Source organism: Perlucidibaca piscinae DSM 21586, from assembly GCF_000420045.1.
Classification (GTDB): domain Bacteria; phylum Pseudomonadota; class Gammaproteobacteria; order Pseudomonadales; family Moraxellaceae; genus Perlucidibaca; species Perlucidibaca piscinae.
This window is the reverse complement of record NZ_ATUE01000008.1, coordinates 274576-296447: the sequence shown is the minus strand read 5'-3', so window position 1 is coordinate 296447 and position 21872 is coordinate 274576. Positions and strand designations below refer to the sequence as shown.

The 21872-nt window shown below is 64.2% G+C and carries 22 protein-coding genes; 14 read left to right on the top strand and 8 right to left on the bottom strand.

All coding sequences use genetic code 11. The annotated features are described in order from the left end of the window. Nucleotides 1–9 precede the first annotated feature (9 nt). The 4 genes from F595_RS13810 to F595_RS0110585 all read left to right on the top strand — a co-directional run bounded on the left by F595_RS13810 (nucleotide 10) and on the right by F595_RS0110585 (nucleotide 2462). Nucleotides 10–738 (top strand): dienelactone hydrolase family protein, encoded by a 729-nt coding sequence (locus F595_RS13810; RefSeq protein WP_022956852.1) that lies wholly within the window; start codon nucleotides 10–12, stop codon nucleotides 736–738. Further along, nucleotides 620–1309 carry a DNA-deoxyinosine glycosylase gene (locus F595_RS0110590; protein ID WP_022956851.1) on the top strand — a complete coding sequence of 230 codons (690 nt, stop codon included), beginning with the start codon at nucleotides 620–622 and terminating at the stop codon, nucleotides 1307–1309. The genes F595_RS13810 and F595_RS0110590 overlap by 119 nt, the downstream gene beginning before the upstream one ends. Further along, on the top strand, nucleotides 1296–1448 hold the full coding sequence (locus F595_RS14690; protein ID WP_156873865.1) for a hypothetical protein: 153 nt from the start codon (nucleotides 1296–1298) through the stop codon (nucleotides 1446–1448). Before F595_RS0110590 ends, F595_RS14690 begins: the two co-directional genes overlap by 14 nt. 111 nt (nucleotides 1449–1559) lie before the next feature. Then, nucleotides 1560–2462, top strand: a complete 903-nt coding sequence (locus tag F595_RS0110585) for an acyltransferase (protein ID WP_022956850.1) — start codon at nucleotides 1560–1562, stop codon at nucleotides 2460–2462. A 1-nt stretch (nucleotide 2463) separates the two neighbouring features. Here F595_RS0110585 and F595_RS0110580 read toward each other — a convergent pair whose 3' ends face one another. Beyond that, the gene (locus tag F595_RS0110580) at nucleotides 2464–4236 is read right to left on the bottom strand and encodes an alkaline phosphatase D family protein (protein ID WP_022956849.1); all 1773 of its coding nucleotides are present in this window, start codon (nucleotides 4234–4236) and stop codon (nucleotides 2464–2466) included. A 169-nt stretch (nucleotides 4237–4405) separates the two neighbouring features. On the opposite strand from F595_RS0110580, the gene F595_RS14685 reads away from it, so the two are divergent. From F595_RS14685 to F595_RS0110560, 4 genes are read left to right on the top strand one after another with little or no spacing between them, the layout of a single operon-like run. Then, a complete protein-coding gene (locus F595_RS14685; RefSeq protein WP_022956848.1) occupies nucleotides 4406–4558 on the top strand; it encodes a hypothetical protein in 153 nt (50 codons plus the stop codon). 16 nt (nucleotides 4559–4574) lie between these two features. Next, nucleotides 4575–5777: an acetate/propionate family kinase gene (locus tag F595_RS0110570; protein WP_022956847.1), complete on the top strand. Its 1203-nt coding sequence runs from the start codon at nucleotides 4575–4577 to the stop codon at nucleotides 5775–5777. Between the two features lie 15 nt (nucleotides 5778–5792). Then, the gene (gene pta, locus F595_RS0110565) at nucleotides 5793–7868 is read left to right on the top strand and encodes a phosphate acetyltransferase (protein ID WP_022956846.1); all 2076 of its coding nucleotides are present in this window, start codon (nucleotides 5793–5795) and stop codon (nucleotides 7866–7868) included. An 11-nt stretch (nucleotides 7869–7879) separates the two neighbouring features. Further along, nucleotides 7880–9415: an AbgT family transporter gene (locus F595_RS0110560; protein ID WP_022956845.1), complete on the top strand. Its 1536-nt coding sequence runs from the start codon at nucleotides 7880–7882 to the stop codon at nucleotides 9413–9415. A 1-nt stretch (nucleotide 9416) separates the two neighbouring features. On the opposite strand, the gene F595_RS14275 is transcribed toward F595_RS0110560, so the two are convergent. The 3 genes from F595_RS14275 to F595_RS0110545 all read right to left on the bottom strand — a co-directional run bounded on the left by F595_RS14275 (nucleotide 9417) and on the right by F595_RS0110545 (nucleotide 11891). Beyond that, nucleotides 9417–10175, bottom strand: a complete 759-nt coding sequence (locus tag F595_RS14275; RefSeq protein WP_022956844.1) for a CHAD domain-containing protein — start codon at nucleotides 10173–10175, stop codon at nucleotides 9417–9419. A 77-nt stretch (nucleotides 10176–10252) separates the two neighbouring features. Further along, nucleotides 10253–11284 carry an RNA methyltransferase gene (locus F595_RS0110550; RefSeq protein ID WP_022956843.1) on the bottom strand — a complete coding sequence of 344 codons (1032 nt, stop codon included), beginning with the start codon at nucleotides 11282–11284 and terminating at the stop codon, nucleotides 10253–10255. Nucleotides 11285–11327: 43 nt separating this feature from the next. Further along, nucleotides 11328–11891, bottom strand: coding sequence for an HD domain-containing protein (locus F595_RS0110545; protein WP_211213171.1), 564 nt, complete (start codon nucleotides 11889–11891; stop codon nucleotides 11328–11330). Between the two features lie 79 nt (nucleotides 11892–11970). Between F595_RS0110545 and F595_RS0110540 the strand changes: the two genes are divergently transcribed. Beyond that, the gene (locus F595_RS0110540; protein WP_022956841.1) at nucleotides 11971–12195 is read left to right on the top strand and encodes an ATP-binding protein; all 225 of its coding nucleotides are present in this window, start codon (nucleotides 11971–11973) and stop codon (nucleotides 12193–12195) included. Between the two features lie 26 nt (nucleotides 12196–12221). On the opposite strand, the gene F595_RS0110535 is transcribed toward F595_RS0110540, so the two are convergent. Next, nucleotides 12222–12641, bottom strand: coding sequence for a helix-turn-helix domain-containing protein (locus tag F595_RS0110535; protein WP_022956840.1), 420 nt, complete (start codon nucleotides 12639–12641; stop codon nucleotides 12222–12224). Nucleotides 12642–12717: 76 nt separating this feature from the next. On the opposite strand from F595_RS0110535, the gene F595_RS0110530 reads away from it, so the two are divergent. Then, the gene (locus F595_RS0110530) at nucleotides 12718–13209 is read left to right on the top strand and encodes a DUF2938 domain-containing protein (RefSeq protein ID WP_022956839.1); all 492 of its coding nucleotides are present in this window, start codon (nucleotides 12718–12720) and stop codon (nucleotides 13207–13209) included. Nucleotides 13210–13234: 25 nt separating this feature from the next. Next, a complete protein-coding gene (locus F595_RS0110525; RefSeq protein WP_026913506.1) occupies nucleotides 13235–13459 on the top strand; it encodes a DUF2798 domain-containing protein in 225 nt (74 codons plus the stop codon). A gap of 49 nt (nucleotides 13460–13508) precedes the next feature. Here the strand turns inward: F595_RS0110525 and yjjJ are convergent, their stop codons facing one another. The 3 genes from yjjJ to F595_RS0110510 form a co-directional block, all read right to left on the bottom strand. Then, nucleotides 13509–14825 (bottom strand): type II toxin-antitoxin system HipA family toxin YjjJ, encoded by a 1317-nt coding sequence (yjjJ, locus tag F595_RS13800; RefSeq protein ID WP_022956837.1) that lies wholly within the window; start codon nucleotides 14823–14825, stop codon nucleotides 13509–13511. A 176-nt stretch (nucleotides 14826–15001) separates the two neighbouring features. Next, a complete protein-coding gene (locus F595_RS0110515; protein ID WP_022956836.1) occupies nucleotides 15002–15490 on the bottom strand; it encodes a DUF4411 family protein in 489 nt (162 codons plus the stop codon). Further along, nucleotides 15490–16641, bottom strand: a complete 1152-nt coding sequence (locus tag F595_RS0110510) for an ImmA/IrrE family metallo-endopeptidase (RefSeq protein ID WP_022956835.1) — start codon at nucleotides 16639–16641, stop codon at nucleotides 15490–15492. Before F595_RS0110510 ends, F595_RS0110515 begins: the two co-directional genes overlap by 1 nt. A gap of 244 nt (nucleotides 16642–16885) precedes the next feature. On the opposite strand from F595_RS0110510, the gene F595_RS13795 reads away from it, so the two are divergent. The 3 genes from F595_RS13795 to F595_RS13790 all read left to right on the top strand — a co-directional run bounded on the left by F595_RS13795 (nucleotide 16886) and on the right by F595_RS13790 (nucleotide 21864). Then, nucleotides 16886–18478, top strand: a complete 1593-nt coding sequence (locus tag F595_RS13795; RefSeq protein ID WP_040568538.1) for an ATP-binding protein — start codon at nucleotides 16886–16888, stop codon at nucleotides 18476–18478. 219 nt (nucleotides 18479–18697) lie between these two features. Next, the gene (locus tag F595_RS0110495; RefSeq protein WP_022956832.1) at nucleotides 18698–20545 is read left to right on the top strand and encodes a type I restriction-modification system subunit M; all 1848 of its coding nucleotides are present in this window, start codon (nucleotides 18698–18700) and stop codon (nucleotides 20543–20545) included. A 44-nt stretch (nucleotides 20546–20589) separates the two neighbouring features. Continuing rightward, nucleotides 20590–21864 carry a restriction endonuclease subunit S gene (locus F595_RS13790; RefSeq protein ID WP_228126956.1) on the top strand — a complete coding sequence of 425 codons (1275 nt, stop codon included), beginning with the start codon at nucleotides 20590–20592 and terminating at the stop codon, nucleotides 21862–21864. Nucleotides 21865–21872 lie beyond the last annotated feature (8 nt).

Genomic DNA, 21872 nt, shown 5'->3' with positions numbered 1-21872 from the left:
ACCCTGGACATGACACACACTGCCGACCGCCGTTTCACGCTGTCCCTGAGCAACGGCCACGCCATGGCCTGCGAACTGTTCCTGCCGCGCCAGCGCAATGACAAGCAGGCCGCCATCATCGCCATTCACGACATCTTCGGCCTCACCGAGGACATCCGCCGCATCGCCCGCCGGCTCGCCGATGCCGGCTATCCGGCAGTGGTGCCCGACCTCTACGACAACGGCAGCATGAAGCCGCTGTGCGTGACCAAGACCCTGATGGCGCATGAAACCGGCAAGGGCCTGGCCTTCGAGCAGCTCGACAGCGCGCGCCAGTGGCTGCTGGCCGAGCCCGGCCTGGACGTGACAAAGGTTGGCGTGATGGGCTTCTGCATGGGCGGCCGCTTCGCCCTGCTCTACGGTCAGCGCGCGCCGATCTCGGTGGTGGCACCTTTCTACGGCATGGTGCCGCCCAAGACCGAGGCCCTGCAGGGCATCTGTCCGGTGGTGGGTGGCTGGGGTGCCAAGGACTGGATCATGGGTCACCATGGCGAGCGCCTGGTCAAGCATCTGGAGGTGCTGGGCGTGAAGCATGACGTCAAGACCTATCCGGACGCCGGCCATTCCTACATGAACAACCATGACACGGTGTTCTTCCGCGACCTCGGCGACTACAGCCCGCTGCGCGCCAAGTACAGCGAGGCCGAGGCCGAGGACAGCTGGCGCCGCGTGTTCGCCTTCTTCGACGACGTCCTCTGAGGCGGGCAGTGATCCCTGCAGGAACCGCCCCCTGAGCCTGGTCAGCAGCTTTGCCCCCGTTGCCGACCGGTCGGCACGGGTGCTCATCCTCGGCAGCATGCCGGGGACGGCTTCGCTGGCTGCCAGCCAGTACTACGCGCATCCGCGCAATGCCTTCTGGCGCATTCTCGGCGAGATCACGGGCGCCACACCGGAGCAGCCCTATGACGAGCGCCTGCGCCGGCTGCGCGAGCACGGCATTGCGCTCTGGGATGTGCTGCAGCAGTGCCATCGACCGGGAAGCCTGGATGCCGATATCGCGCCTGACTCCATGATCGTGAATGATTTCGCCGGATTCCTGCGTGCGCATCCTGCCATCGATCGTGTGCTGTTCAATGGCGCGACTGCCGAGCACTGCTTTCGCAGCAGGGTCCTGCCAGACCTGTCCGGCGTCAGGGCAGAGCCTCTGACCCTGATCAGGCTGCCCTCGACCAGTCCGGCCCATGCCGCTCTGAGCTATGCCGACAAGCTGGCCGCCTGGCGACAGGCGCTCAGCACGCCTGCAGGAGACGATGTCCATGATGCTTCCTGATCATCTGTCCGGACCGCTGGTGCGCCAGAGCCTGCGCGCGACCTTCAAATCCTTAAGCCGGCTGCAACGCCGGGGCGTTCCTGCGTCAGCAGCTGCCCGGCTGACAGGCCTGTTTCCGCCGGGCGGCGCGCTGTCGTGACGGGTTAGGCAATCAGTGCTTGCAGCCGGCGATCAGCCGGCTACTATCTGCGCAATCAATTCATGCGCACGTGTGCATACACTTGTTCGCCTTTGTGGAGACCCGAACACCATGTCCCGCTCCCTCCTCGCCACGCTGCGCGGCGTGCTGGCCAGCGTGCTGCTGGCTGCCAACACCCTGTTCTGGTGCGTGCCCCTGTTCCTGCTCGCCCTGCTCAAGTTCCTGCTGCCGCTGACCCCGGTGCAACGCCTACTGCGCACCCTGATGCATTGGTGTGCGGAAAGCTGGATCAGCATCAACGCGCTGTGGATGCAAGGCATACGCTGGGATGTGCGCGGCCTGGACGGCTTTGATCGCGAGCACTCCTACCTGATCACCAGCAACCATCAGAGCTGGGTCGACATCTTCGCGCTGCAGCACCAGTTCAACGGGCGCATTCCGTTCCTGAAGTTCTTTCTCAAGCAGGAGCTGATCTGGGTACCGGTCATCGGCCTGTGCTGGTGGGCGCTGGAGTTTCCGTTCATGAAGCGGCACAGCAAGGAATACCTGGCAAAGCATCCGGAGAAGCGCGGCCAGGACCTGGCCACCACCCGTGCCGCCTGCGCCCGTTTCCGGACCAACCCGGTATCGGTGTTCAACTTTCTCGAGGGCACGCGCTTCACGCCCGAGAAGCACCAGCGCCAGGCCTCGCCCTTCCGTCACCTGCTCAAGCCCAAGTCAGGCGGCATCGCCTTCGTGCTCGACGCCATGGGCGAACAGCTGGCCGGCATCGTCGATGTCACCCTGCACTACCCGGACGGGCGCCCGACCTACTGGGATCTGGCCTGCGGCCAGGTGCCGCGCATTGTCATGCGCGTTCGGGCGGTGGATATTCCCGGCGAATTCCTGGGCCGCAGCTACGAAGAGGACATTGCCTACCGGCAGGCCTTCCACCAGTGGGTGAACCAGCTCTGGCTGGCCAAGGACGCCGAGCTGGCAGCGCTGCACGAGGCCTTCCCGCCCGCCGCGCGCTGACTCAGCTCAACGGGGCAGTCACCGCCACCAGCCGCTTGCTGCCCTTGACCACCCGGAACGATTTCACGGCTGCCGCTGCCGTGTCCGGATCGGTGCGATCGTCGACATGCCAGAAGTCGTACTGCGCCTGGGTGGCGGCAAACTCGACGACACCATAGCCGTTGCGGAAGCCCTCGTGGTATTTCACCCACGGGTTGGCCAGAGTCAGGTTGGCCTCGAACACGGTGTTGATGTTGAGCGGCGCATCTCCGGGCAGGCCCAGGCCAGCCAGGGTCTCGGTCAGGCCCGGCGAGGTCACCGCCGGACAGATGAACTCCACCGCCACCGTGCGCGCATCCAGCAGCGGCACCGGCGCCAGCTGCGACAGCGCATAGTCACCCGGCTTCAGCGGCACCTCGGCGGCAAATGACTCGTGGTAGTCGCCGGTCAGCACCACCACGTCATCAACACCATCCATGACGTCGATCAACGCCTGCTGCTCGGCACGGTAGCCGTTCCAGTCCTCGACGGTCAGGGTCGCGGGCAGCGGCGGCAGCGTGCCATCGCCCTGGTCGATGATCTGCTGCAGCGCATCCGGCAGGTTCACGCCGAGCACGAAGGGATAGAACGGCACCTGGTTGCCCAGCACCTTCCAGGTTGCCGTGCTCTGCGGCAGCCCGCCGAACAGCCACTGCTTCTGGGGGGCGCCGAGCAGCGTGCGTGACGGATCGTCGGTGGCCGGATCCACCGAGCCGTAACCGACGATGGCGTTGTCGGGCTGCTGATCGCGATAGAGCCGGGTATCGAGCATCCAGAGATCCACGGTGCGACCGTACTGTAGCCGGCGATACGCCTGCACCGAGCCGGTCAGGATCAGACGCAGCGGCTGCCACTCGCGCCAGGCTTGCAGGGCGCTGGCCAGGCGCAGCAGGAAGTCGCCCTCGCTGGCGTCGTGATTCTCGGCGCCCTCGCGCCACCAGTCGTTGGCAACCTCGTGATCGTCATAGCTGGTGATGAAGGGAAAGCGCGCATGCAGGGCCTGCAGGTCGGCGTCGCTGCGGTACTGACCGTAGCGCTGGCGGTAGTCGGCCAGCGTGGTGGTCTCGCGCGGCGGCTCGTGCACGCGGTCAAAGGCGGCACCCGGTGACGGTACCGGGCCGTAGCTGGTGCCGAACTCGTAGATGTAGTCACCCAGGTGAATGATGGCATCGAGGTCGTTGCGCTCGGCCAGGCGGCCATAGGCCCCGAAGAAGCCGAACTCCCATTCCGCGCAGGACACCACGCCGAAACGCACGGCGCGCGTCGAGGAAGCGGCGGGAGCGGTTTTCGTGCGCCCGGCCGGCGAGGTCACGCCACGGCTGCGGAAGCGATACCAGTAGCTGCGGTCCGGATCGAGGCCGGTGACATCGACATGCACCGTGTAGTCATGTTCGGCAACCGCCATGGTGCTGCCACTGCGCAGCGTGCCGGCGAAGCCGGCGTTGTCGGCAACCTCCCACTGCACGGGGAGCGGCTCGACCACGACATTGGCTCCCGGCGTGGCCGTCTCGACGGGGGTGACGCGCGTCCAGATCACCACCGCCGTCGGCAACGGGTCTCCTGAAGCGACACCATGCAGGAAAGCCGGCGCCGGTCCGTTGCCAGGACCATCCGGATCGACATCGGGGCGGGTCGGATCATCGCTTTCACGTGCCGGGTTCTCGTCCTCCGAGCAACCCGCCACCAGGGTTGCGGCACCCGCCCCCATCAGGGTCAGAAGCTGTCGTCGGGTCAGACGGGGGGTCTTTCGCTGCATGGCCTTCTCCGGGCGCTCGTCACGAACATTCGGTAAGTATCCGACAGGGAATCCGACAAAGCAAAACGACGGGCCGGACCAATGCGCCTGACGTCATGGCCGGCTGGCGCTATGATGAACAGCACTCAACTGCCCGGATTTGCGGGCCATTTGCAAGGAATACGGAACCATGTGTGCCAATTACGCCCTGATGCTCATCCTCGTGCTGGTGATCCTGCCACTGATCTTCACCAACAAATTCTTTGAACGCCTCAGCACCATCCTCATCGTGGTGACCTGCATCGCCGGCATTTCCGGTATGTTCCAGCGCTACATCTGCTGATCCGCCGGACTGTCTCATGACGCGCACCCGACAGATCCTGGTCATCAACGGCGGCAGCTCGTCGATCAAGTTCGCGCTGATCCGCGATGACCAGCCGGAGGCCGTGCTGACCGGCCTCGCCGAGCGCCTGGGCACGGCCGAGGCCCGCCTGCGCTGGACCGGCAACGGCAGCACCGCCGAACAGGCAATCGCCGGCGCCGATCATGCCCGCGCCCTGGCCACCCTGCTGCCGCTGGTCGAGGCCGCCGCAGCTGGTGGCCTGACCGGCATAGGCCATCGCGTGGTGCATGGCGGCGAACGCTTCTCCGGTGCCTGCCGGCTGACACCGGAGACGCTGGCCGCGATCCGTGCCACCTCGCCGCTGGCACCGCTGCACAACCCGGCCAACCTGCTCGGCATCGAGGCCGCGATGGCCGTGTTCCCGAGTCTGCCGCACGTGGCCGTGTTCGATACCGCCTTCCATCAGACCCTGCCGGCCCGTGCCTACCGCTACGCGCTGCCGGAGTTCCTGTACCAGGAGCATGGTGTGCGCCGCTACGGCTTCCACGGCACCAGCCACCGCTACGTCAGCCAGCAGGCCATCGCGCGCAGCGGCCTGGCCGAGGCTGGCAGCGGCTGGCTCTGCGCCCACCTCGGCAACGGAGCCTCGACCTGTGCCATCGCCGACGGGCGCAGCGTCGACACCAGCATGGGGCTGACGCCGCTGGAGGGTCTGGTCATGGGCACCCGCAGTGGTGACGTCGACCCCAACCTGCACGGCCACCTGGCACGCACGCTGGGCTGGTCGCTGCCCGAGATCGACCGCCTGCTCAACCATGAAAGCGGTCTGCTCGGCCTCTCCGGCGGGCTTTCCAACGACATGCGCACCCTCGAGCAGGCACGCGCCGACGGCCATGCCGGCGCCACCCTCGCCGTGGAGGTGTTCTGCTACCGCCTGGCCAAATCGCTGGCCGCCATGAGCTGCGCGCTGCCACGTCTGGACGGCCTGATCTTCACCGGCGGCATCGGCGAGAACTCGGCGCTGGTGCGCGAGCGCACCGTGGCCCAGCTGCACCTGCTCGGGCTGCGCCTGGATGCCGCCGCCAATGCGCGCTGCATTCGCGGCGAGCAGGGTCGCATCGACAACGGCTCGCCCTCGCCACAGATCTGGGTCATCGCCACCAACGAGGAGCGCCAGATCGCCCTCGACACCCTGGCCGTGCTCGCCGCCACCCCCTGATTGCCGGAGTCTGTCATGCATACCTTTCTTCTGGCGCCCACCGGCTTCGGTGTCGGCCTGACCTCCACCAGCCTGGGCCTGGTACGCGCGCTGTCGCGTACCGGCCTCAAGGTCGGCTTCTGCAAGCCGGTGGCCCAGCACCACCGCAGCGATGCCGGCCCCGAACGCTCCACCGGTCTCATCGAGCGCACCCACGGCATACGGGCACCGCAGCCGCTCAGTCTCGCCCATGTCGAGCAGCTGCTCGGCGATGACCAGATGGATGACCTGCTGGAAGAGATCATCACGCTGCACCAGCAGGCCGCCGAGGGCAACGACGTGGTCATCATCGAAGGCATGGTGCCGACGCGCCAGGCCAGCTATGCCGCCCAGGTCAATGTCGAACTGGCGCGCAGCCTGAATGCCGACGCCATTCTCGTGACCGCGCCGGACAACGAGACCCCGGAAGCCCTGGCCGATCGCATCGAGCTGCATCTGCAGCAGTTCGGCGGACCGCGCCAGGCGCACATCGTCGGTGCCGTGGTCAACAAGGTCAGCGATGACGACTACGCCAGCGCCCTGCGCGCCACGCCCCTGTTCCGTGACGAGCGCTTCCGCCTGATCGGCCACATTCCGTGGCACAGCGACCTCAATGCGGCACGCACCCGTGACATTGCCGACCTGCTGGGCGCCACGGTGCTCAACGCAGGCGACTACGAACAGCGCCGCGTGCAGCGGGTCATACTCTGCGCCCGCGCCGTACCCAACACCGTGCAGCTGCTCAAGCCCGGAGTGCTGGTGGTGGTGCCCGGCGATCGTGACGAGATCATCCTCGCCGCCTGCCTGGCCGCCATGAACGGCGTGCCGCTGGCCGGCCTGCTGCTGTGCAGCGACTTCCAGCCCGATCCGCGCATCCTGGAACTGTGCCGCAACGCCCTGCAAGGGGGGCTGCCGGTGCTCACCATCGCCACCGGCTCGCACAGCACGATCGGCAACCTGGATCGCATCAACAACGAAATCCCGCTGGATGATCGCGAACGTGCCGAGAAAGTCACCGACTTTGTCGCCAGCCATCTCGACCATGACTGGCTGACCGCGCAATGCGGCGCACCGCACGAGACACGACTGACCCCGGCAGCCTTCCGCTACCAGCTGGTGAAGCAGGCCCAGGCCGCGCGCAAGCGCATCGTGCTGCCCGAAGGCAGCGAGCCGCGCACCGTGCAGGCGGCCGCCATCGCGCAAAGCAAGGGCATCGCGCGCTGCGTGCTGCTGGCCAGGCCCGAGGCCGTGCACGAGGTCGCGCGAGCCCAGGGCATCACCCTTCCACCGGACCTGGAAATCCTTGATCCCGAGCTGATCCGCGAGCGCTATGTCGCGCCCATGGTCGAGTTGCGCAAGGGCAAGGGACTGAATGCCCCCATGGCCGCCGCCCAGCTCGAGGACACCGTGGTGCTGGGCACCATGATGCTCGCCCTCGACGAAGTCGACGGCCTGGTGTCGGGCGCCGTGCATACCACCGCCAACACCATCCGCCCCGCCCTGCAGCTGATCAAGACCGCGCCCGGCTACAAGCTGGTGTCGTCGGTGTTCTTCATGCTGCTGCCGGACCAGGTCGTGGTCTATGGCGACTGCGCCGTGAACCCGGATCCCAATGCCGAGGAGCTGGCCGAGATCGCCCTGCAAAGCGCGGCCTCGGCCGAGGCCTTCGGCATTCCGCCCCGCGTCGCCATGCTCAGCTACTCCACCGGTGACTCCGGCAGCGGCGAAGAAGTCGAGAAAGTCCGCACAGCCACCCGACTGGCGCAGAGCGCGCAACCGCAGATGGCCATCGACGGCCCTCTGCAGTACGACGCCGCCTCGGTGGCCGAGGTCGGCCGCCAGAAGGCCCCGAACAGCCCGGTCGCCGGTCGCGCCACGGTGTTCGTGTTCCCCGACCTGAATACCGGCAACACCACCTACAAGGCGGTGCAGCGCAGCTCCGGCTGCCTCAGCGTCGGCCCCATGCTGCAAGGCCTGCGCAAGCCGGTGAATGACCTCTCGCGTGGCGCGCTGGTCGACGATATCGTGTTCACCATCGCGCTCACCGCCATCCAGGCCATGCAGGAGCGCTGAACAGGACCGGCATGAGCGACTCGAGACTGCTGCAGGCGCTGGCCCGCATCGAACACCTGGGCAACCGGCTGCCGCCACCGACCTGGCTCTTCGTCTGGCTTTGCGGCCTGGTGCTGGCAGCCTCGGCCGTGGCCGCCGCCAGCGGCTGGCAGGCAGTCTGGCCGGATGGCAGCCGCACCGTGAGCGCCGTCAACCTGCTCTCGGCAGACGGCCTGCGCCGCATTCTGGGCGAGACGGTCAGCAACTTCACCCAGTTCGCCCCGGTCGGTACTGTGCTGGTGGCCATGCTCGGCCTCGGTCTTGCCGAGCGTTCCGGCCTGCTGGGCGCCGCCCTGGCGCGGCTGGTGCGTCTGAGCGGCCGGCGCAGCCTGCCGGCGGTGGTGGCCTTCGCCGGGGTGATGTCGAGCATTGCCGCCGACGCCGGCTACGTGGTGGTGATCCCGCTCGCCGGCCTGCTCTTCCAGCGTGCCGGCCTGCCACCGCTGGCGGGCATCGCCTGCGCGTTTGCCGGCGTGTCCGGCGGCTTTTCCGCCAATCTGCTGATCGGACCGGTGGATGCCCTGCTCGCCGGCATTGCCAGCGAAGCCCTGCGCACACTGGATGCCGACGCGCACGTGGCGGTCACCGCGAACTACTATTTCATGGCGGTGTCGGTCGTGCTGGTCACCGGGGTGGTCACGCTGGTGCATCACACGCTGATCCTGCCCTACCTGCAGCGTCAGCCGGCTGCCACACAGGCCACGGTCGACGGCTCGCCCGCGCACGGCGAGACTGCCGCCGGCAGTTCGGCCGCCGATGCGCTGGTCCCCCTGCATCGCGGCGGCCTGCGCGCCGTCGGGCTGTGGACACTGCTGGTGCTTGCCGTGATCGCGCTCACCCTGCTGCCGGCCGACGCCAGCCTGCGCGGCGACGATGGCTCGCTGATCCGCTCCCCCTGGATCAGCGGCATCGTGGTGCTGGTCGCGGTCTGGAGCGGCGTTGCCGGCATCCTCTATGCCCGTGTCAGCGGCCTGTGGACACGCAGCAGCGATGCCGTGTCGGCACTTGAGGACACCCTGCGCAGCCTGGCCAGCTATCTGGTGCTGATGTTCTTCGCCGCCCAGTTCGTGGCGTACTTCCAGTGGAGCCAGATCGGCCAGCTGATCGCGCTCGACGGGGCACTGGGCCTGCGCGAACTGGCCTGGTCTCCGGTGGCCCTGCTGCTGCTGTTCGTGCTGCTCACCGTCGCGCTGGATCTGCTGATCGGATCGGCCTCGGCCAAGTGGGCACTGATGGCCCCGGTGTTCATCCCGATGTTCGTGCTGGTCGGCATTCCCGCCGACGCCACGCTCGCCGCCTACCGCGTCGGGGACAGCGTGGCCAACATCATCACCCCGCTGATGCCCTATTTCGCCATGGTGGTGGCGTTCGCGCAGCGACATCAGCCATCCGCCGGCATCGGCACCCTGATGGCACTGATGCTGCCCTACTCGCTGGCATTGCTGCTGGGCTGGGGGACCTTGCTGGGGGTGTGGCTGGCAGCCGGCTGGCCGCTGGGACCGGGCTGAGTCAGCGCAGCAGGCGCTGACGAAGCTGCTCCAGACTGTGATCGGCATCGCGTTCGAAACGGCGCATTGATGCCTGCCAGCCGGGCACGCCCACCTGCAGATCGTCCTCGGATTCCGCCAGCACCAGCCAGTGCATGGTGTCATGCCAGCGTCCGACATCGGCCTGCGCCTGTTTCAGCGCGGCACGCTGGCGCGGACCGAACAGGCCCGGCTCGGGATAGACCCGGTCGCTGTAGCGCAAGGCCTTGACCAGCAGGCGAATGGCGTGACGATCCACGGGAGCCATCTCCAACCCCTGACGCAGCGTCTTCAGCTGGCGCTGCTGCTGGCGCGCCATGCGATGCGGATGCGGCCAGTCGGCATCACGCTGCCGTGCCGCCGCGGCCAGCCCGGGCCATGCCGCCAGGGCCTGCTGCAACCAGTGCAGGGTCTGGCTGCGCGCGATGTCACGACGCATGCGCCGCAGCAGACGCAGGCGCGGCACCGCAACCGCATCCAGCCCGAGACGCTCCAGCTCGGCACACAGCGACTCCAGGTCACGCGCCGGGCCCAGCAGGCGAATGGTCTCGCGTACCGCCCAGGACAGTTCGCCGCCATCGACATCGGGCAACAGCACGAGCAGGCTCTGCACCCGGCGCAGGGCCACGCGCAGGTCATGCAGAGCATTCGCTTCGTCTGCATCGGACAGACGCTGCACGGCCGCCGTGAGCGCGCCTGACAGCAGGCGCTGACGCGACAGAATCACGTCCGCGGAATCCATCTCACTCTCCTGTGGCCGGCATGATTCATGGCGAATCGCCAGCGCCACACTCACGTCCGCCAGCGGCGGCGGTTGACTCAGCGCAACCCGCGCGTGTTGACGAACTCGACGGCGCGGGCACGCAGCTGGCCACAGCCGCCAGCGACTTCCTGGCCTGCGCTGTTGCGCACCTTGACCAGCACGCCACGGCTGGCCAGGTAGCGCACCATCTCCACGATACGCTCCCCGTCCGGACGTTGGTAGTCGTCGCCCTCGAGGCTGTTGAAGGGAATCAGGTTGAGCACCGCGTACTTGCCGGCAAACAGGGCCGGGATGGCCGCCAGCTCGTCATCACCGTCATTGACGCCCTTGAGCAGCGTCCACTGCACCTGGACAGGATAGCCGACGCGGCGCGCATACGCCTCGCCCAGTGCCATCAGCTCGTCCGGCGCGATTCTCGGCGCCTTCGGCAGCAGGTGCTCGCGCAACTCGGCCCTGGTGGTGTGCAGCGACAGCGCGAGCCCCGGCTTGACGCGCTGCAGCGGCAGCCGCTCGAACACGCGCGGGTCACCGACTGTGGAAAACACCAGATTCTTGTGACCGATGCCGCCATGGGTGCCGAGCAGATCAATGGCCTCGAGCACGTTGTCGAGGTTGTGTGCCGGCTCGCCCATGCCCATGAACACCACCTTGCGCACCGGCCGGCGACGACGCGCCTGCACCACCTGGGCGACGATCTCCAGGCTGCTGACCTGGCGCAGCAGGCCGCTCTTGCCGGTCATGCAGAAGCGGCAGGCCACCGCGCAGCCGACCTGGGACGACACGCACACGCCGTCACGCGGCAGCAGCACCGTCTCGACCATCTGGCCATCGGGAATGTCGACCAGCAGACGCGCCGAGCCATCCGGTGCCGGGTGCTCGGAACGTATCCGGGCCAGGTCATCAAGCTCGGCAGACAGCTGCGGCAACGCCTCGCGCAGGGCCTTGGGGAAGACATCGGCGACCTGCTGCCGGGTGGTGCCGGCAGCATGCAGGGGTCGGCCCTGCAGCCAGGCACGCAGCAATGCGTCCCGGTGCACGGGGCGGGCACCGAGGCTGGCAAGGCGAAGGTCGAGATCGGTCAGGCGCATGGGCGCGGAGGGTAGCAGCGCCGGCGGCAAATGTCCCCGGCCATCACCACTTCAGCATGGGCAGCGGACGCAGCGGATGCCTGGCCATCCAGCGCAGACCGCGTCGCGCCAGCATGCGGTGAAAGCCGGCGTTGGGAAACAGCGCCTGCTGGGCACGGATCAGCGAGCGCGGCAGCCCGGCGGTGTACACCCCGCGCGAGAAATCGACCAGATCGGCGCGCCGGAACACCTCCACCAGCGGATAGCGCGCATCACGCACCGGTCGCAGACGATGGTGTTCGCTGATCATCAGGCCGACCTCCTCGATCCAGCCGGCATGACCGCTGGCGCTCAGATAATCGGCAGCAAGCTGCACCGAGGGCGGCAGATAGTCCAGGGTATCGTCGGTCCACAGGCCGATGTCATGGAAAGCGGCAGCGATGGCCAGCTTGTGCTGATCCTCGATGCCGGCCTGCGGTGCCAGCGCCAGGCAGAAACTGAGCATGCGACGACAGTGGTTGGCGTAGCCGGACAGCTCGTCCGCCAGCGGCTTGCGGTAGGTGTGCAGCAGACGGTCCAGCAGATCATGGGCAGTGAGCATGGCGGCGGTCTCGGGCGACAAAGTCACGAGCCTACCGCATCCGGCGCGCTGTACAAGAACTCGCCAGCGCGCGACCATGACTTAACGACCCGCCGCGAGCCCCTGCATGCCCGCCATCGCCCTGCCCGAGATTGATCCCGAGCGCTGCACCGCCTGCGGTCGCTGCGTGGCAGCGTGCCCGCCGCATGTGCTGTGGCTGGAGAGCGAGCGCCCTCAGGGCTGGGGACGCAAGCGCGCGATGCTGCATGACGCCGACGGCTGCACGGGCTGCGCGAAATGTCATGCCGTGTGCCCGTTCGATGCCATCCGCATGGTGCGTCAGCCCGACTGAAATCCAGCATGCGCCCGGGTCGGCGCTCAGGACAAGCGCTTGCCGCCACGCGCGGCCAGCGCCCCGCTGGCTGCCGCCGACAGCAGGCGCTGAAAGCTCGGGCACTCCAGATGGCTGGGCGCCTGGCAGGCGGCGGCATGGCGCAGTCCGTCACGCATCGCGCTGAGCTGGCGGATGCGTGCCTCGAGCTCATCGGCCTTGCGCGTCAGCAGCTCGCGGTCAATGTCCGGCGTGCCATCGGGTGCGAACATGCGCGCCATGTCATCCAGCGAGAGGCCCGCGGCTTGCCCCAGCGAGATCAGGGCCAGACGCTGCAGGATGTCGTCGCGGAACAGGCGGCGCAGGCCCGAGCGCCCCACCGAGGTGATCAGTCCCCGCGACTCGTAATAACGCAGGGTGGATGCCGGCAGCCCGCTGCGCCTGGCCACGTCAGAAATATCGAGCATGCCTCTTGACCTCAAGTCGACTTCAAGATGCACGCTACGCCTGACCGCCCTTGGAGGCAAGCTCAGGAGACCGCACATGAATACCCTTGCTGGCATCGTCATCACCGGCGTCGGCGCCACCCTGGTCATGGACCTGTGGGGACTGGCGCGCCGGCCCCTGCTCGGCATTCCGGCCCCGGACTACGGACTGGTGGGACGCTGGCTGGGCCACATGCCCGCCGGACGCTTCCGGCACCCGCGCATCGCGGCAGCGGCGCCAGTACGCGGCGAACGCCTGCTGGGCTGGACCGCGCACTACCTGATCGGCATCACCTTCGCCGCGCTGCTGGTGGCACTGGTCGGCCCGGACTGGCTGCAGACGCCAAGTCTGCTGCCCGCCCTCGGCGTCGGTCTGGTCAGCGTGCTTGCACCCTTCATGCTCATGCAGCCGGGCATGGGTGCCGGCGTAGCCGCCTCGCGCACGCCCGATCCCGGCAAGGCCCGCCGGCAGAGCCTGCTGACCCATGCCGTGTTCGGCCTCGGCCTCTACCTCGCCGCCAGTGCCGCCCGGTTGCTGGTCGCGGTCTGATCATCAGCCTTGAATGGAGAACACCATGCGCATTCCCGCCCGTTTCGCCCCGCTGCTGTTCAGCGCCCTGCTCTCAGCCATCATGGTCTGCATCGTCTCCGGCTTCGTGCTGGTGATGAACCAGGGCCTGCACCCCGGCCTGCCGGCGGCCTGGCTGCACAGCTGCCTGATGACCTGGCCGGTGGCCTTCCCGACCGTGGCCGTGGTCGCGCCCAGGGTCCGACGGCTGGTGGAGTGGCTGACCCGATGAACTTACGTAACAGCGTGTGCTCACGCCGGCAGGACGCGGAAAACGTGCCTCACAGCAGCGCTGACAACGCCGCCACATGCGCCTGGCGGTGCCTGGCTTCGTCCCGGTAGTCCGCAGACATCCGGTCATCTCCAGCCACCCGCGACCAGAACCGGGTGGCCGCCTCAATGAGTGATGACATGGCTGCGGACGCCCCCCCCGCTGGCAAACCCGGCCGGAACGGCTGCAGGCTGACATCGCCGTCGGACTTCGGGGCATCGCGCATGGGCAGCATGTCGTAGGCTGGCAGGGTCGTGGCCGGCCAGACGCCCTCGAAGCCCAGTGACAGGTTGCCGAAATGACGATCCGTGTTGGCGATCAGCTCGGCATAGGCCTGCTGCCAGGCCACCTGCGCCACCCCGGCCTCACTCAGCAACTGCTGCCGGGCCAGTGCCTCGGCCGTGTCCAGCCAACGCTGGCGACGCCCGACGAACTGGTCATCGAACGCCCCCAGCGAGATCATGCCGCGCCGTCCGCGCAGGCCTTGGCGGTCGAAGCGTTGCACCTGCAAAAACACGCGATTCGCGGCGAACACCAGCTCGGTGAGCGCCGCTGGCTGTCCGGCTTCCCGCATCACCGTGAGCGCATGGTGCTCGGCAATCAGCAGATCGGCCCAGCGGCGGCCCACCTCGGTGGCCAGGTCACCGGAGAACTTCACGATCACATGCTGCGGCGGCTCGCCGGCCAGGATGGCGGTGAACTTGGGCTGCTCGCCCCCCGCCGAGCTGCCAGGTGCCTCCCCGCTCAGGGCCGCGACCGCCAGTTCGGGGTAACGTACAGCGCGTGCCTCCGGCGGCAGCAAAACCGGCAGCTCGGATGACCAGACCTGCAACGCCGCATCGCCCAGCAGCAGATTGCCCGGCGCATCAACACCGACGAGCCCCAGCGCGATCAGTACATGGTCATCGTTCCAGTCCGCGAGTCGCTCGGGCAGCCCCAGGCTCGCCACCCGCTGCGCGAAGGCACGTCCGAGAAACCCTTGCGGACGCATGTCGGCGATGAACCACGGCAGGCTGTCGAAGAAGCCGGAATGCCCGTGAGGCTCCAGGTTCTCGAACCCGTAGCCGCCATGCAGCACCTGCAGGCGCCCCAGCAGGCTAACCCGACCCTGCGGCAGCACGCGATGCACAGCGATGGTATCGCCCAGCCCCGGCAAGGCGCGGCGGAGCCCGTAGCGCGTGGCACGACCGGCCCCCAGCGTCGCGATCGACGCTCCGGCCGCGCGCAGCAGCCGCGACACAGAGGGCTGGCTCAGACCCAGCCGGGCCTGCAGCTCACGCGAGGTGAGCGGGCCGGCCAGCAGGGCATCGTGCAGGGCATCGTGCATGGCTTGATGTGAATAGATGATGAATAGATAAAATTAATACTATTCCCATTGTAAACAATTTGATAGTGAGCCCTATGGAGGATTATTGAATAGAAATGCAGGCATTTGGCGTACACCTGCCTCTCTGCCGAGACTAGGTGCGCCTGGGCAATCAGTCATTTACAGCGCGTATCGATTCAGGCTCCCAGCACGAACCGGGCGCGCTCGCGGCGCAGCATCTGGTAGGGGCTCACGAACTGCACACCCATTGCTACGCAGGCGTTCGGAATCTTGATTCTGGACAAACCATCGGAGGGCACTTCGTGGGTCACCAGCACATGTCCATGCGCCACGGCATGCGCGACCAACCAGTAATCCGCACTTTGCAGAAAAGTACTCACGGCAGCCGGCCTGAAGCTCTGCGTATTGGCCCACAAACTCAAGTTCGGCAGCGCACTCATCACGGCGGCATCGGGTGACAGGAAGAAGCCTTCGCCCCTCGCCTCGGCCCAGGCCGACAGTTCATCATCGCCCGCACACAGCTCATCCCCTACCTGCTGGATGCTGAACAGTTCACCCGCAACGTATTTCACATCCAGCCAATCCCAGAATGCCGGACAGAAATCAAAACCGTACTGCAGGTTCTTGGCCTGGATGAACACATTCGCATCCAGCAGGTAGGCCATCAGAGCGGATATCCCAGGGTACGGCCCAACTCATGGAAGGTGGCCGTCTTGCTGATGCCCAGCATGCGGAAGGCATCGCGGTAGAGGGTGCGCCCCTCCAGCGTGCTTTCCACCAGAGCCCGAGCGTAGCGCTTGCCGACACGCGCGAGCGTGGTGTTGTAGAAGCTGCCGCCACCGGATTGGCGTGTGTCCAGCGCTTGTATGCGGGTCAGCTCCTCGTGATAGGCCGCGAAGAAGGTCTGACGATCCAGCTGGCCGGCATCGTGCAAGCGTCGGAGCACCACCAGCGTGCTGACCTTGAAGCGACGCGCCAGACGCGACAGGGTGTCGGGCAAGGGCTCGTGCTCGCGAAGCTCGTTCATGAACACCGCCATCGGCACCAGCAGCTCGGCCGCCACCTGGTTGCACCAGGACTCGACCGCATGCCCGCCGTCATGGTCGCCGCTGGCATCGGACAAGGCAGTCTGCCCCAGCCACAGATGCGCCAGCTCGTGCGCCAGCGTGAACATCTGCGCGGCCTTGCTGTCGGCCCCGTTGATGAACACCAGCGGCGCCCACGGGTCAGACAGCGCGAAGCCCCGGAATTCCTGCGGATCGAGCTTGCGTATGTTGTTGCTGAGCACCACGCCATTGACCATGACCAGCACGCCCAAGCCCTCGGCCTGCGCGATGAACTGGCGGAGCGCCTCGCTCCAGTTGGCGCAGCCGCGGCGCGCCTCCACGCTGAAGCCGAGAGCATCGCGGATGCGTTCAGCGGCCTGGATCGTGGGCATGTCGCGGGTCAGACTGCCGACGAATGCCAGCTGCGTCAGCCCGCTGACCTGGGCATGTTCGCGATACCAGCTCTGCCGCTCCTGGCAGGCATAGACCGTATCCAGCAGATCGGGACTAGGCCGGGTGACGGTTCGATCGGCCAGTGTGCGGAAGTCGGGGATGGGAACTGGCTCGACGGGCGGTTCAGGCAGGAAGAAGTAGCCGAATGGTGCATGTGTGGCGTGGGCGTAATCCTGCAGCTGACGCAGGGTGGGCAGCAGTTCGCCCGCCTCCCACGCCGACAGCTTGGGGAAGCGCTGTGCGAGCGCAGCGGCATCCAGCCGGGCTCGCTCGCGAGCCCAGCTCAGCAGCTGGGGACTTACAGAGATGCGTTCCATGGGAGGAATTTAAGCACAGGATGTGGCGGTTCGCTGGGTGGTTTTTCGGGTGGCTGCTTTCGACCCGAAGGGGACGGATGCTTCGCGACACCTTTAGGTTGGTTGCTCCGCAGACAATGTGCTGGCATTCTCAGGATCAAATAATTTGTGGTACTTGTCAGCAGGGAGTGCTGAATCCGCCTCACCAAGACATTGAAAGCCTTGGGCATAAGGTAATTATTGATTGCACTTTGAGAGGGCTCCAGTGAAGATCTCGGCAGTTCAATTACGGAACTTTAAGCGATTCTCAGATCTGAAAATAAAAAATATTCCTCGAGCAGCTAAGCTAGTTGTTGTGCTAGGACCAAACGGCTGTGGAAAATCATCGCTATTTGACGCGATGTTGCAGTGGTACAAAGGAAACGTTGGATTTGGCTTTAATGGCGACGAAAAATATTTCCGTAAAGATGCGACGCAGCATTTTGATTGGAGTCAAAGTGTCTCCATCGAAACACATGACAATGAACGCCCCCAGAAGGGCTCTCTTTACGTTAGAACAGCATATCGGAACGACCCAGATTTCAATGTGTCTAGTTTTAGCCGGGAGGCCGCGCCATCGGATCAGATTCGACTTCAGAGAATTATTGATAATGATCAGACTGTTGGCATTAACTATCAGCGCCTGGTGTATGACACTATGTCAGGTGTTTTCGATTCTTCGAATAACGCCAAGACGGTACAGCAGCTCAGAGAGGAGCTTATTGGTCATATTCGAGAATCTATGCAAAGAGTTTTCGGCGACCTTGTTCTGAACAACATCTCTGATCCGCTCGGCGATGGTGCATTTTATTTTGAGAAGGGATTAGCAAAGTATTACCATTATAAGAATCTATCTGGCGGAGAAAAGGCTGCTTTTGATTTATTACTTGACATACATGTCAAGAAAAAATACTTCCCAGCTGCAGTTTACTGCGTTGATGAAATAGAAACTCATCTCCATACGCGCATACAAGGTTCTCTTCTGCGAGAGTTGTATGCGGTACTGCCTGCCGAGTCACAACTTTGGGTGACAACTCACTCTCTCGGAGTTACCCGGGCTGCTCTTGAGCTAGCCAACACAAATCCTGGCACAGTTTGCGTAATTGATTTTGATAGCGTGGATCCGGATCAACCACGAGAGATTGAGCCAAGCAACCTTGGGCGTGCAGCCTGGGAAAAGATGCTGTCGATCACACTGGATGATCTTTCGCCTCTTATGGCACCGCAGCATATTGTGGTATGCGAGGGTTCTAGTGTTGGTTCACGCCGGCGAGATTTTGATGCGGAAATTTACAATCGAATCTTCAACGATTCCTACCCTAACGTGATTTTTGTGTCCGGTGGAAATTCGGGGCAGGTTGCGGGTACTGCTGGTACCGTTGCCAAAATGCTAAAATCTGTTCTGCCAAATACAAAAGTTTATCATCTCATCGATCGTGACGATAGAAGTGATATGGAGGTACAGCGACTCAGGCAGGCCGGTACGCTAGTTCTTGAGCAGCGTAATTTGGAAAGTTATCTGTTCTCTGAGGACGCCATTCAAAGTCTCATCACAGAGCTAGGCGAAGAGTTGCAACTAGAGGCAGCGTTACAAATTAGAGCGAATGCGCTTGCGGCGAGTGTGGCACGAGGTAACGCGGTCGATGACGTCAAATCTGCATCTGGGGATATCTTTGTTGAATTGAAGCGTTTGCTTGGCCTCACTCGCCGGGGAAATAACACGGATGAGTTCTTGCGAGACACTATGGCATTTCATGTTAAGTCAGGCTCGACGGGGCACGCAGAGCTTAGAGCCCAGATCTTTGATCGGCTTTCGTGATTGCCTTAAGCGCCAATGCCCATAAGCGTTTAGTGAGGCCCTTTCAGTCCAGAGCAAATCAGTCCGCTTGGGGTCGATAGCCGCCACCCACCGCCAAGCTCACCCCATGAGCCACCCACCCCGCACAGTCCCTCTCAGCCCCCACAAACTGCACCCTCGCCATCTCCGCCCCCAACCCGAAAATGCTACCCTCCCCCATCAACAACCAGAAAAACCGGCATGAACCACCAAGCCCTCTCCTCCCTGATCTGGTCCGTCGCCGACCTCCTGCGTGGCAACTACCGCCAGTCCGAATACGGCAAAGTCATCCTCCCCTTCACCGTCCTGCGTCGCCTCGATTGCGTGCTGGAAGGCACCAAGGCTGCCGTGCTCGCCGAGCTGGCGGCCAAGCAGGCCGCTGGCCTGAATCCCGAGCCCTTCCTGCTGCGCAAGGCCGGGCAGTCGTTCTACAACGCGTCGCCGCTGGACCTGCCCAAGCTGCTGGGTGACCAGGACCTGATCCGCGAGAACCTCTACGCCTACATCCAGGGGTTTTCGGCCGAGGCGCGTGACATCTTCGAGCGTTTCGATTTCTACACGCAGATCGAGCGACTGGCGAAGGACGGCCTGCTGTACCTGGTCACCGAAAAGTTCGCCAACGTGGACCTGCACCCCGACCAGGTGGACAACGCCAGCATGGGCGCGGTGTTCGAGGAGCTGATCCGCAAGTTCGCGGAAATCTCGAACGAGACCGCCGGGGAACACTTCACCCCGCGTGAGGTCATCCGCCTCATGGTGAACCTGCTGTTCATCGAGGATGACGACGTGCTGAGCCCCGGCCATGCCGTGGTGCGCACAATCTATGACCCGACAGCGGGCACGGGCGGCATGCTGTCGGTGGCTGGCGAGCACCTGCTGGCGCACAACCCGCAGGCGCGTCTGACCCTGTTCGGGCAGGAGCTGAACGACGAATCTTTCGCCATCTGCAAGGCGGACATGCTCATCAAGGGCCAGGCGGTCGAGAACATCGTCGCGGGCAACACGCTGAGCCACGACGGCCACGCGTTCCGCAAGTTCGACTACATGCTCTCCAACCCGCCCTTCGGCGTGGAATGGAAGAAGGTCGAGCGGGCAGTGCGTCAGGAACACGAGCTGATGGGCTATGGCGGTCGTTTCGGGCCGGGCCTGCCGCGCGTCAGCGACGGCTCCATGCTGTTCCTGCTGCACCTGGTGTCGAAAATGGCCCCCGTGGTGAACGGCGAAGGCGGCTGCCGCTTCGGCATCGTGCTCAATGGCTCGCCGCTGTTCACGGGCGGCGCGGGCAGCGGCGAAAGCGAGATCCGCCGCTACGTGCTGGAGAACGACCTGGTGGAGGCCATCATCGGCCTGCCCACCGACATGTTCTACAACACCGGCATCGCCACCTACGTGTGGGTGCTCTCGAACAAGAAGGATGCCGACCGCCAGGGCCACGTGCAGCTGATCGATGCCAGCAGCTTCTGGCAAAAGATGCGCAAGAGCCTGGGCAGCAAGCGCAAGGAAATGAGCGATGCGCACATCGCCACGGTCACCCGCCTGTTCGGCGACTTCACCGAAGCCGAATACATCACGGTATTGGATGCCGACGGCAAGGCCCTGGGCGAGCCCGCGCTGGTGACCGGGACCGACACCCCGCCCGTGGCCCCCGAGGGCGGCCGCCTGAAGCGCGTGCCGATCAGCCGCATCTTCAAGAACGAGGAGTTCGGCTACACCACCATCACCGTCGAGCGCCCGCTGCGTGATGAGGCGGGCGAGGTGGTGCTGGGCCAGAAGGGCAAACAGAAAGGCAAACCCCAGCCTGACAGCAGCCTGCGAGACACCGAGAACGTGCCGCTGGGCGAGGACATTCAGGCGTACTTCGAGCGGGAGGTGCTGCCGCATGCGCCGGATGCCTGGATCGATCACGAGAAGAGCAAGGTCGGGTACGAAATTCCGTTCAACCGGCACTTTTACGTGTTCGAGCCGCCGCGCAGCCTGCATGCCATTGATGAAGATCTGAAGGCTGTTTCCAGTCGCATCATGGCGATGCTGGGGGAACTGGCGGAATGAGCCTACCTAGGTATCCTGATTATAAGCCTTGCCAGATGGGATTGATGCTAAAAGTTCCAAGTCACTGGCAAGTAAAGCCACTGAAAAGAATTTCAGAAATACAGACTGGCCTTACTCCTCCGAGCGAAGTCGAAGAAAATTATTCAGACGATGGATTTCCGTGGATTCGACCTGAAGACATCAATGAAAGCGGAATATTTACTACTGGAAGCAAATTTCTTTCGCCGCAAGGCCTGAAAATCGCACGGATTATTAAGCGAGGAGCAAGCCTAATATGCTGCATAGGAACGATTGGTAAAGTTGGCATCACAAATTGTGATATCACAACAAACCAACAAATTACAGCGGTAAATTTTTTTGGTTGTTCGCGTTTCTTTTACTATGCAACTGTTGCTGCCCGAAAAGACTTTGAGCAAGCCGCAACGGGGAATGTCCTAAAGATATTGAATACCCAAAAACTGGGTGAGATCTCTTATTGTGTCCCTCCATTAGATGAGCAGGGCCTAATCGCCGCCTTCCTCGACCACGAAACCGCCAAGATCGATGCCCTGATTGCCGAGCAGGAAAAGCTCATCGCGCTGCTGGCCGAAAAGCGCCAGGCCACCATCTCTCATGCCGTCACGCGTGGGCTAAATCCCGATGTTCCGATGAAGGACTCTGGGGTAGCTTGGTTGGGGGAGGTGCCGGCGCATTGGGGCGTCACGCGACTCAAGTTCGTCGCCAATGTCCAGACCGGCATCGCCAAAGGTAAAGATACTGCCGGCAAGGAGACTGTGACAGTCCCATATTTGAGAGTCGCAAATGTACAGGATGGATACCTTGCGCTAGATGACGTCACAACCATCGACATTGAGCGCGACCAGCTATGTCGCTATCGGCTGAGCCCTGGCGATGTTTTGATGAACGAAGGCGGCGACTTCGACAAACTGGGTCGAGGCGCCATCTGGCAGGGCGAAATTGTTGATTGCATTCATCAGAACCATGTATTTGCGGTGCGTCCATACGCCATTCAACCAGCATGGCTTAACCGAATTACGAGTTCGCAATACGCGCAGTTCTATTTCATGGGTCGCTCGAAGCAGAGCACCAACCTCGCATCGATATCGTCGACCAACATCATGGAGTTGCCTGTGTTGATGCCGCCAGAGGGCGAGCAACAAGCAATCCATTCGTTCCTCGACGCCGAAATAAATCGCGTCGATATGCTCCGCACCGAATCCGAGCGCGCCATCAACCTACTCAAAGAACGACGCTCCGCCCTCATCGCCGCCGCCGTCACCGGCCAGATCGATGTGCGCGGCTGGACACCGAACAACTAAGAACAACC

Bases quoted from the DNA above. Each gene is read 5' to 3' on its own strand.
- F595_RS13810 (WP_022956852.1), top strand. From the start codon at position 10: ATGACACACACTGCCGACCGCCGTTTCACGCTGTCCCTGAGCAACGGC.
- F595_RS0110590 (WP_022956851.1), top strand. From the start codon at position 620: ATGACACGGTGTTCTTCCGCGACCTCGGCGACTACAGCCCGCTGCGCG.
- F595_RS14690 (WP_156873865.1), top strand. From the start codon at position 1,296: ATGATGCTTCCTGATCATCTGTCCGGACCGCTGGTGCGCCAGAGCCTG.
- F595_RS0110585 (WP_022956850.1), top strand. From the start codon at position 1,560: ATGTCCCGCTCCCTCCTCGCCACGCTGCGCGGCGTGCTGGCCAGCGTG.
- F595_RS0110580 (WP_022956849.1), bottom strand. From the start codon at position 4,236: ATGCAGCGAAAGACCCCCCGTCTGACCCGACGACAGCTTCTGACCCTG.
- F595_RS14685 (WP_022956848.1), top strand. From the start codon at position 4,406: ATGTGTGCCAATTACGCCCTGATGCTCATCCTCGTGCTGGTGATCCTG.
- F595_RS0110570 (WP_022956847.1), top strand. From the start codon at position 4,575: ATGACGCGCACCCGACAGATCCTGGTCATCAACGGCGGCAGCTCGTCG.
- pta (WP_022956846.1), top strand. From the start codon at position 5,793: ATGCATACCTTTCTTCTGGCGCCCACCGGCTTCGGTGTCGGCCTGACC.
- F595_RS0110560 (WP_022956845.1), top strand. From the start codon at position 7,880: ATGAGCGACTCGAGACTGCTGCAGGCGCTGGCCCGCATCGAACACCTG.
- F595_RS14275 (WP_022956844.1), bottom strand. From the start codon at position 10,175: ATGGATTCCGCGGACGTGATTCTGTCGCGTCAGCGCCTGCTGTCAGGC.
- F595_RS0110550 (WP_022956843.1), bottom strand. From the start codon at position 11,284: ATGCGCCTGACCGATCTCGACCTTCGCCTTGCCAGCCTCGGTGCCCGC.
- F595_RS0110540 (WP_022956841.1), top strand. From the start codon at position 11,971: ATGCCCGCCATCGCCCTGCCCGAGATTGATCCCGAGCGCTGCACCGCC.
- F595_RS0110535 (WP_022956840.1), bottom strand. From the start codon at position 12,641: ATGCTCGATATTTCTGACGTGGCCAGGCGCAGCGGGCTGCCGGCATCC.
- F595_RS0110530 (WP_022956839.1), top strand. From the start codon at position 12,718: ATGAATACCCTTGCTGGCATCGTCATCACCGGCGTCGGCGCCACCCTG.
- F595_RS0110525 (WP_026913506.1), top strand. From the start codon at position 13,235: ATGCGCATTCCCGCCCGTTTCGCCCCGCTGCTGTTCAGCGCCCTGCTC.
- yjjJ (WP_022956837.1), bottom strand. From the start codon at position 14,825: ATGCACGATGCCCTGCACGATGCCCTGCTGGCCGGCCCGCTCACCTCG.
- F595_RS0110515 (WP_022956836.1), bottom strand. From the start codon at position 15,490: ATGGCCTACCTGCTGGATGCGAATGTGTTCATCCAGGCCAAGAACCTG.
- F595_RS0110510 (WP_022956835.1), bottom strand. From the start codon at position 16,641: ATGGAACGCATCTCTGTAAGTCCCCAGCTGCTGAGCTGGGCTCGCGAG.
- F595_RS0110495 (WP_022956832.1), top strand. From the start codon at position 18,698: ATGAACCACCAAGCCCTCTCCTCCCTGATCTGGTCCGTCGCCGACCTC.
- F595_RS13790 (WP_228126956.1), top strand. From the start codon at position 20,590: ATGCTAAAAGTTCCAAGTCACTGGCAAGTAAAGCCACTGAAAAGAATT.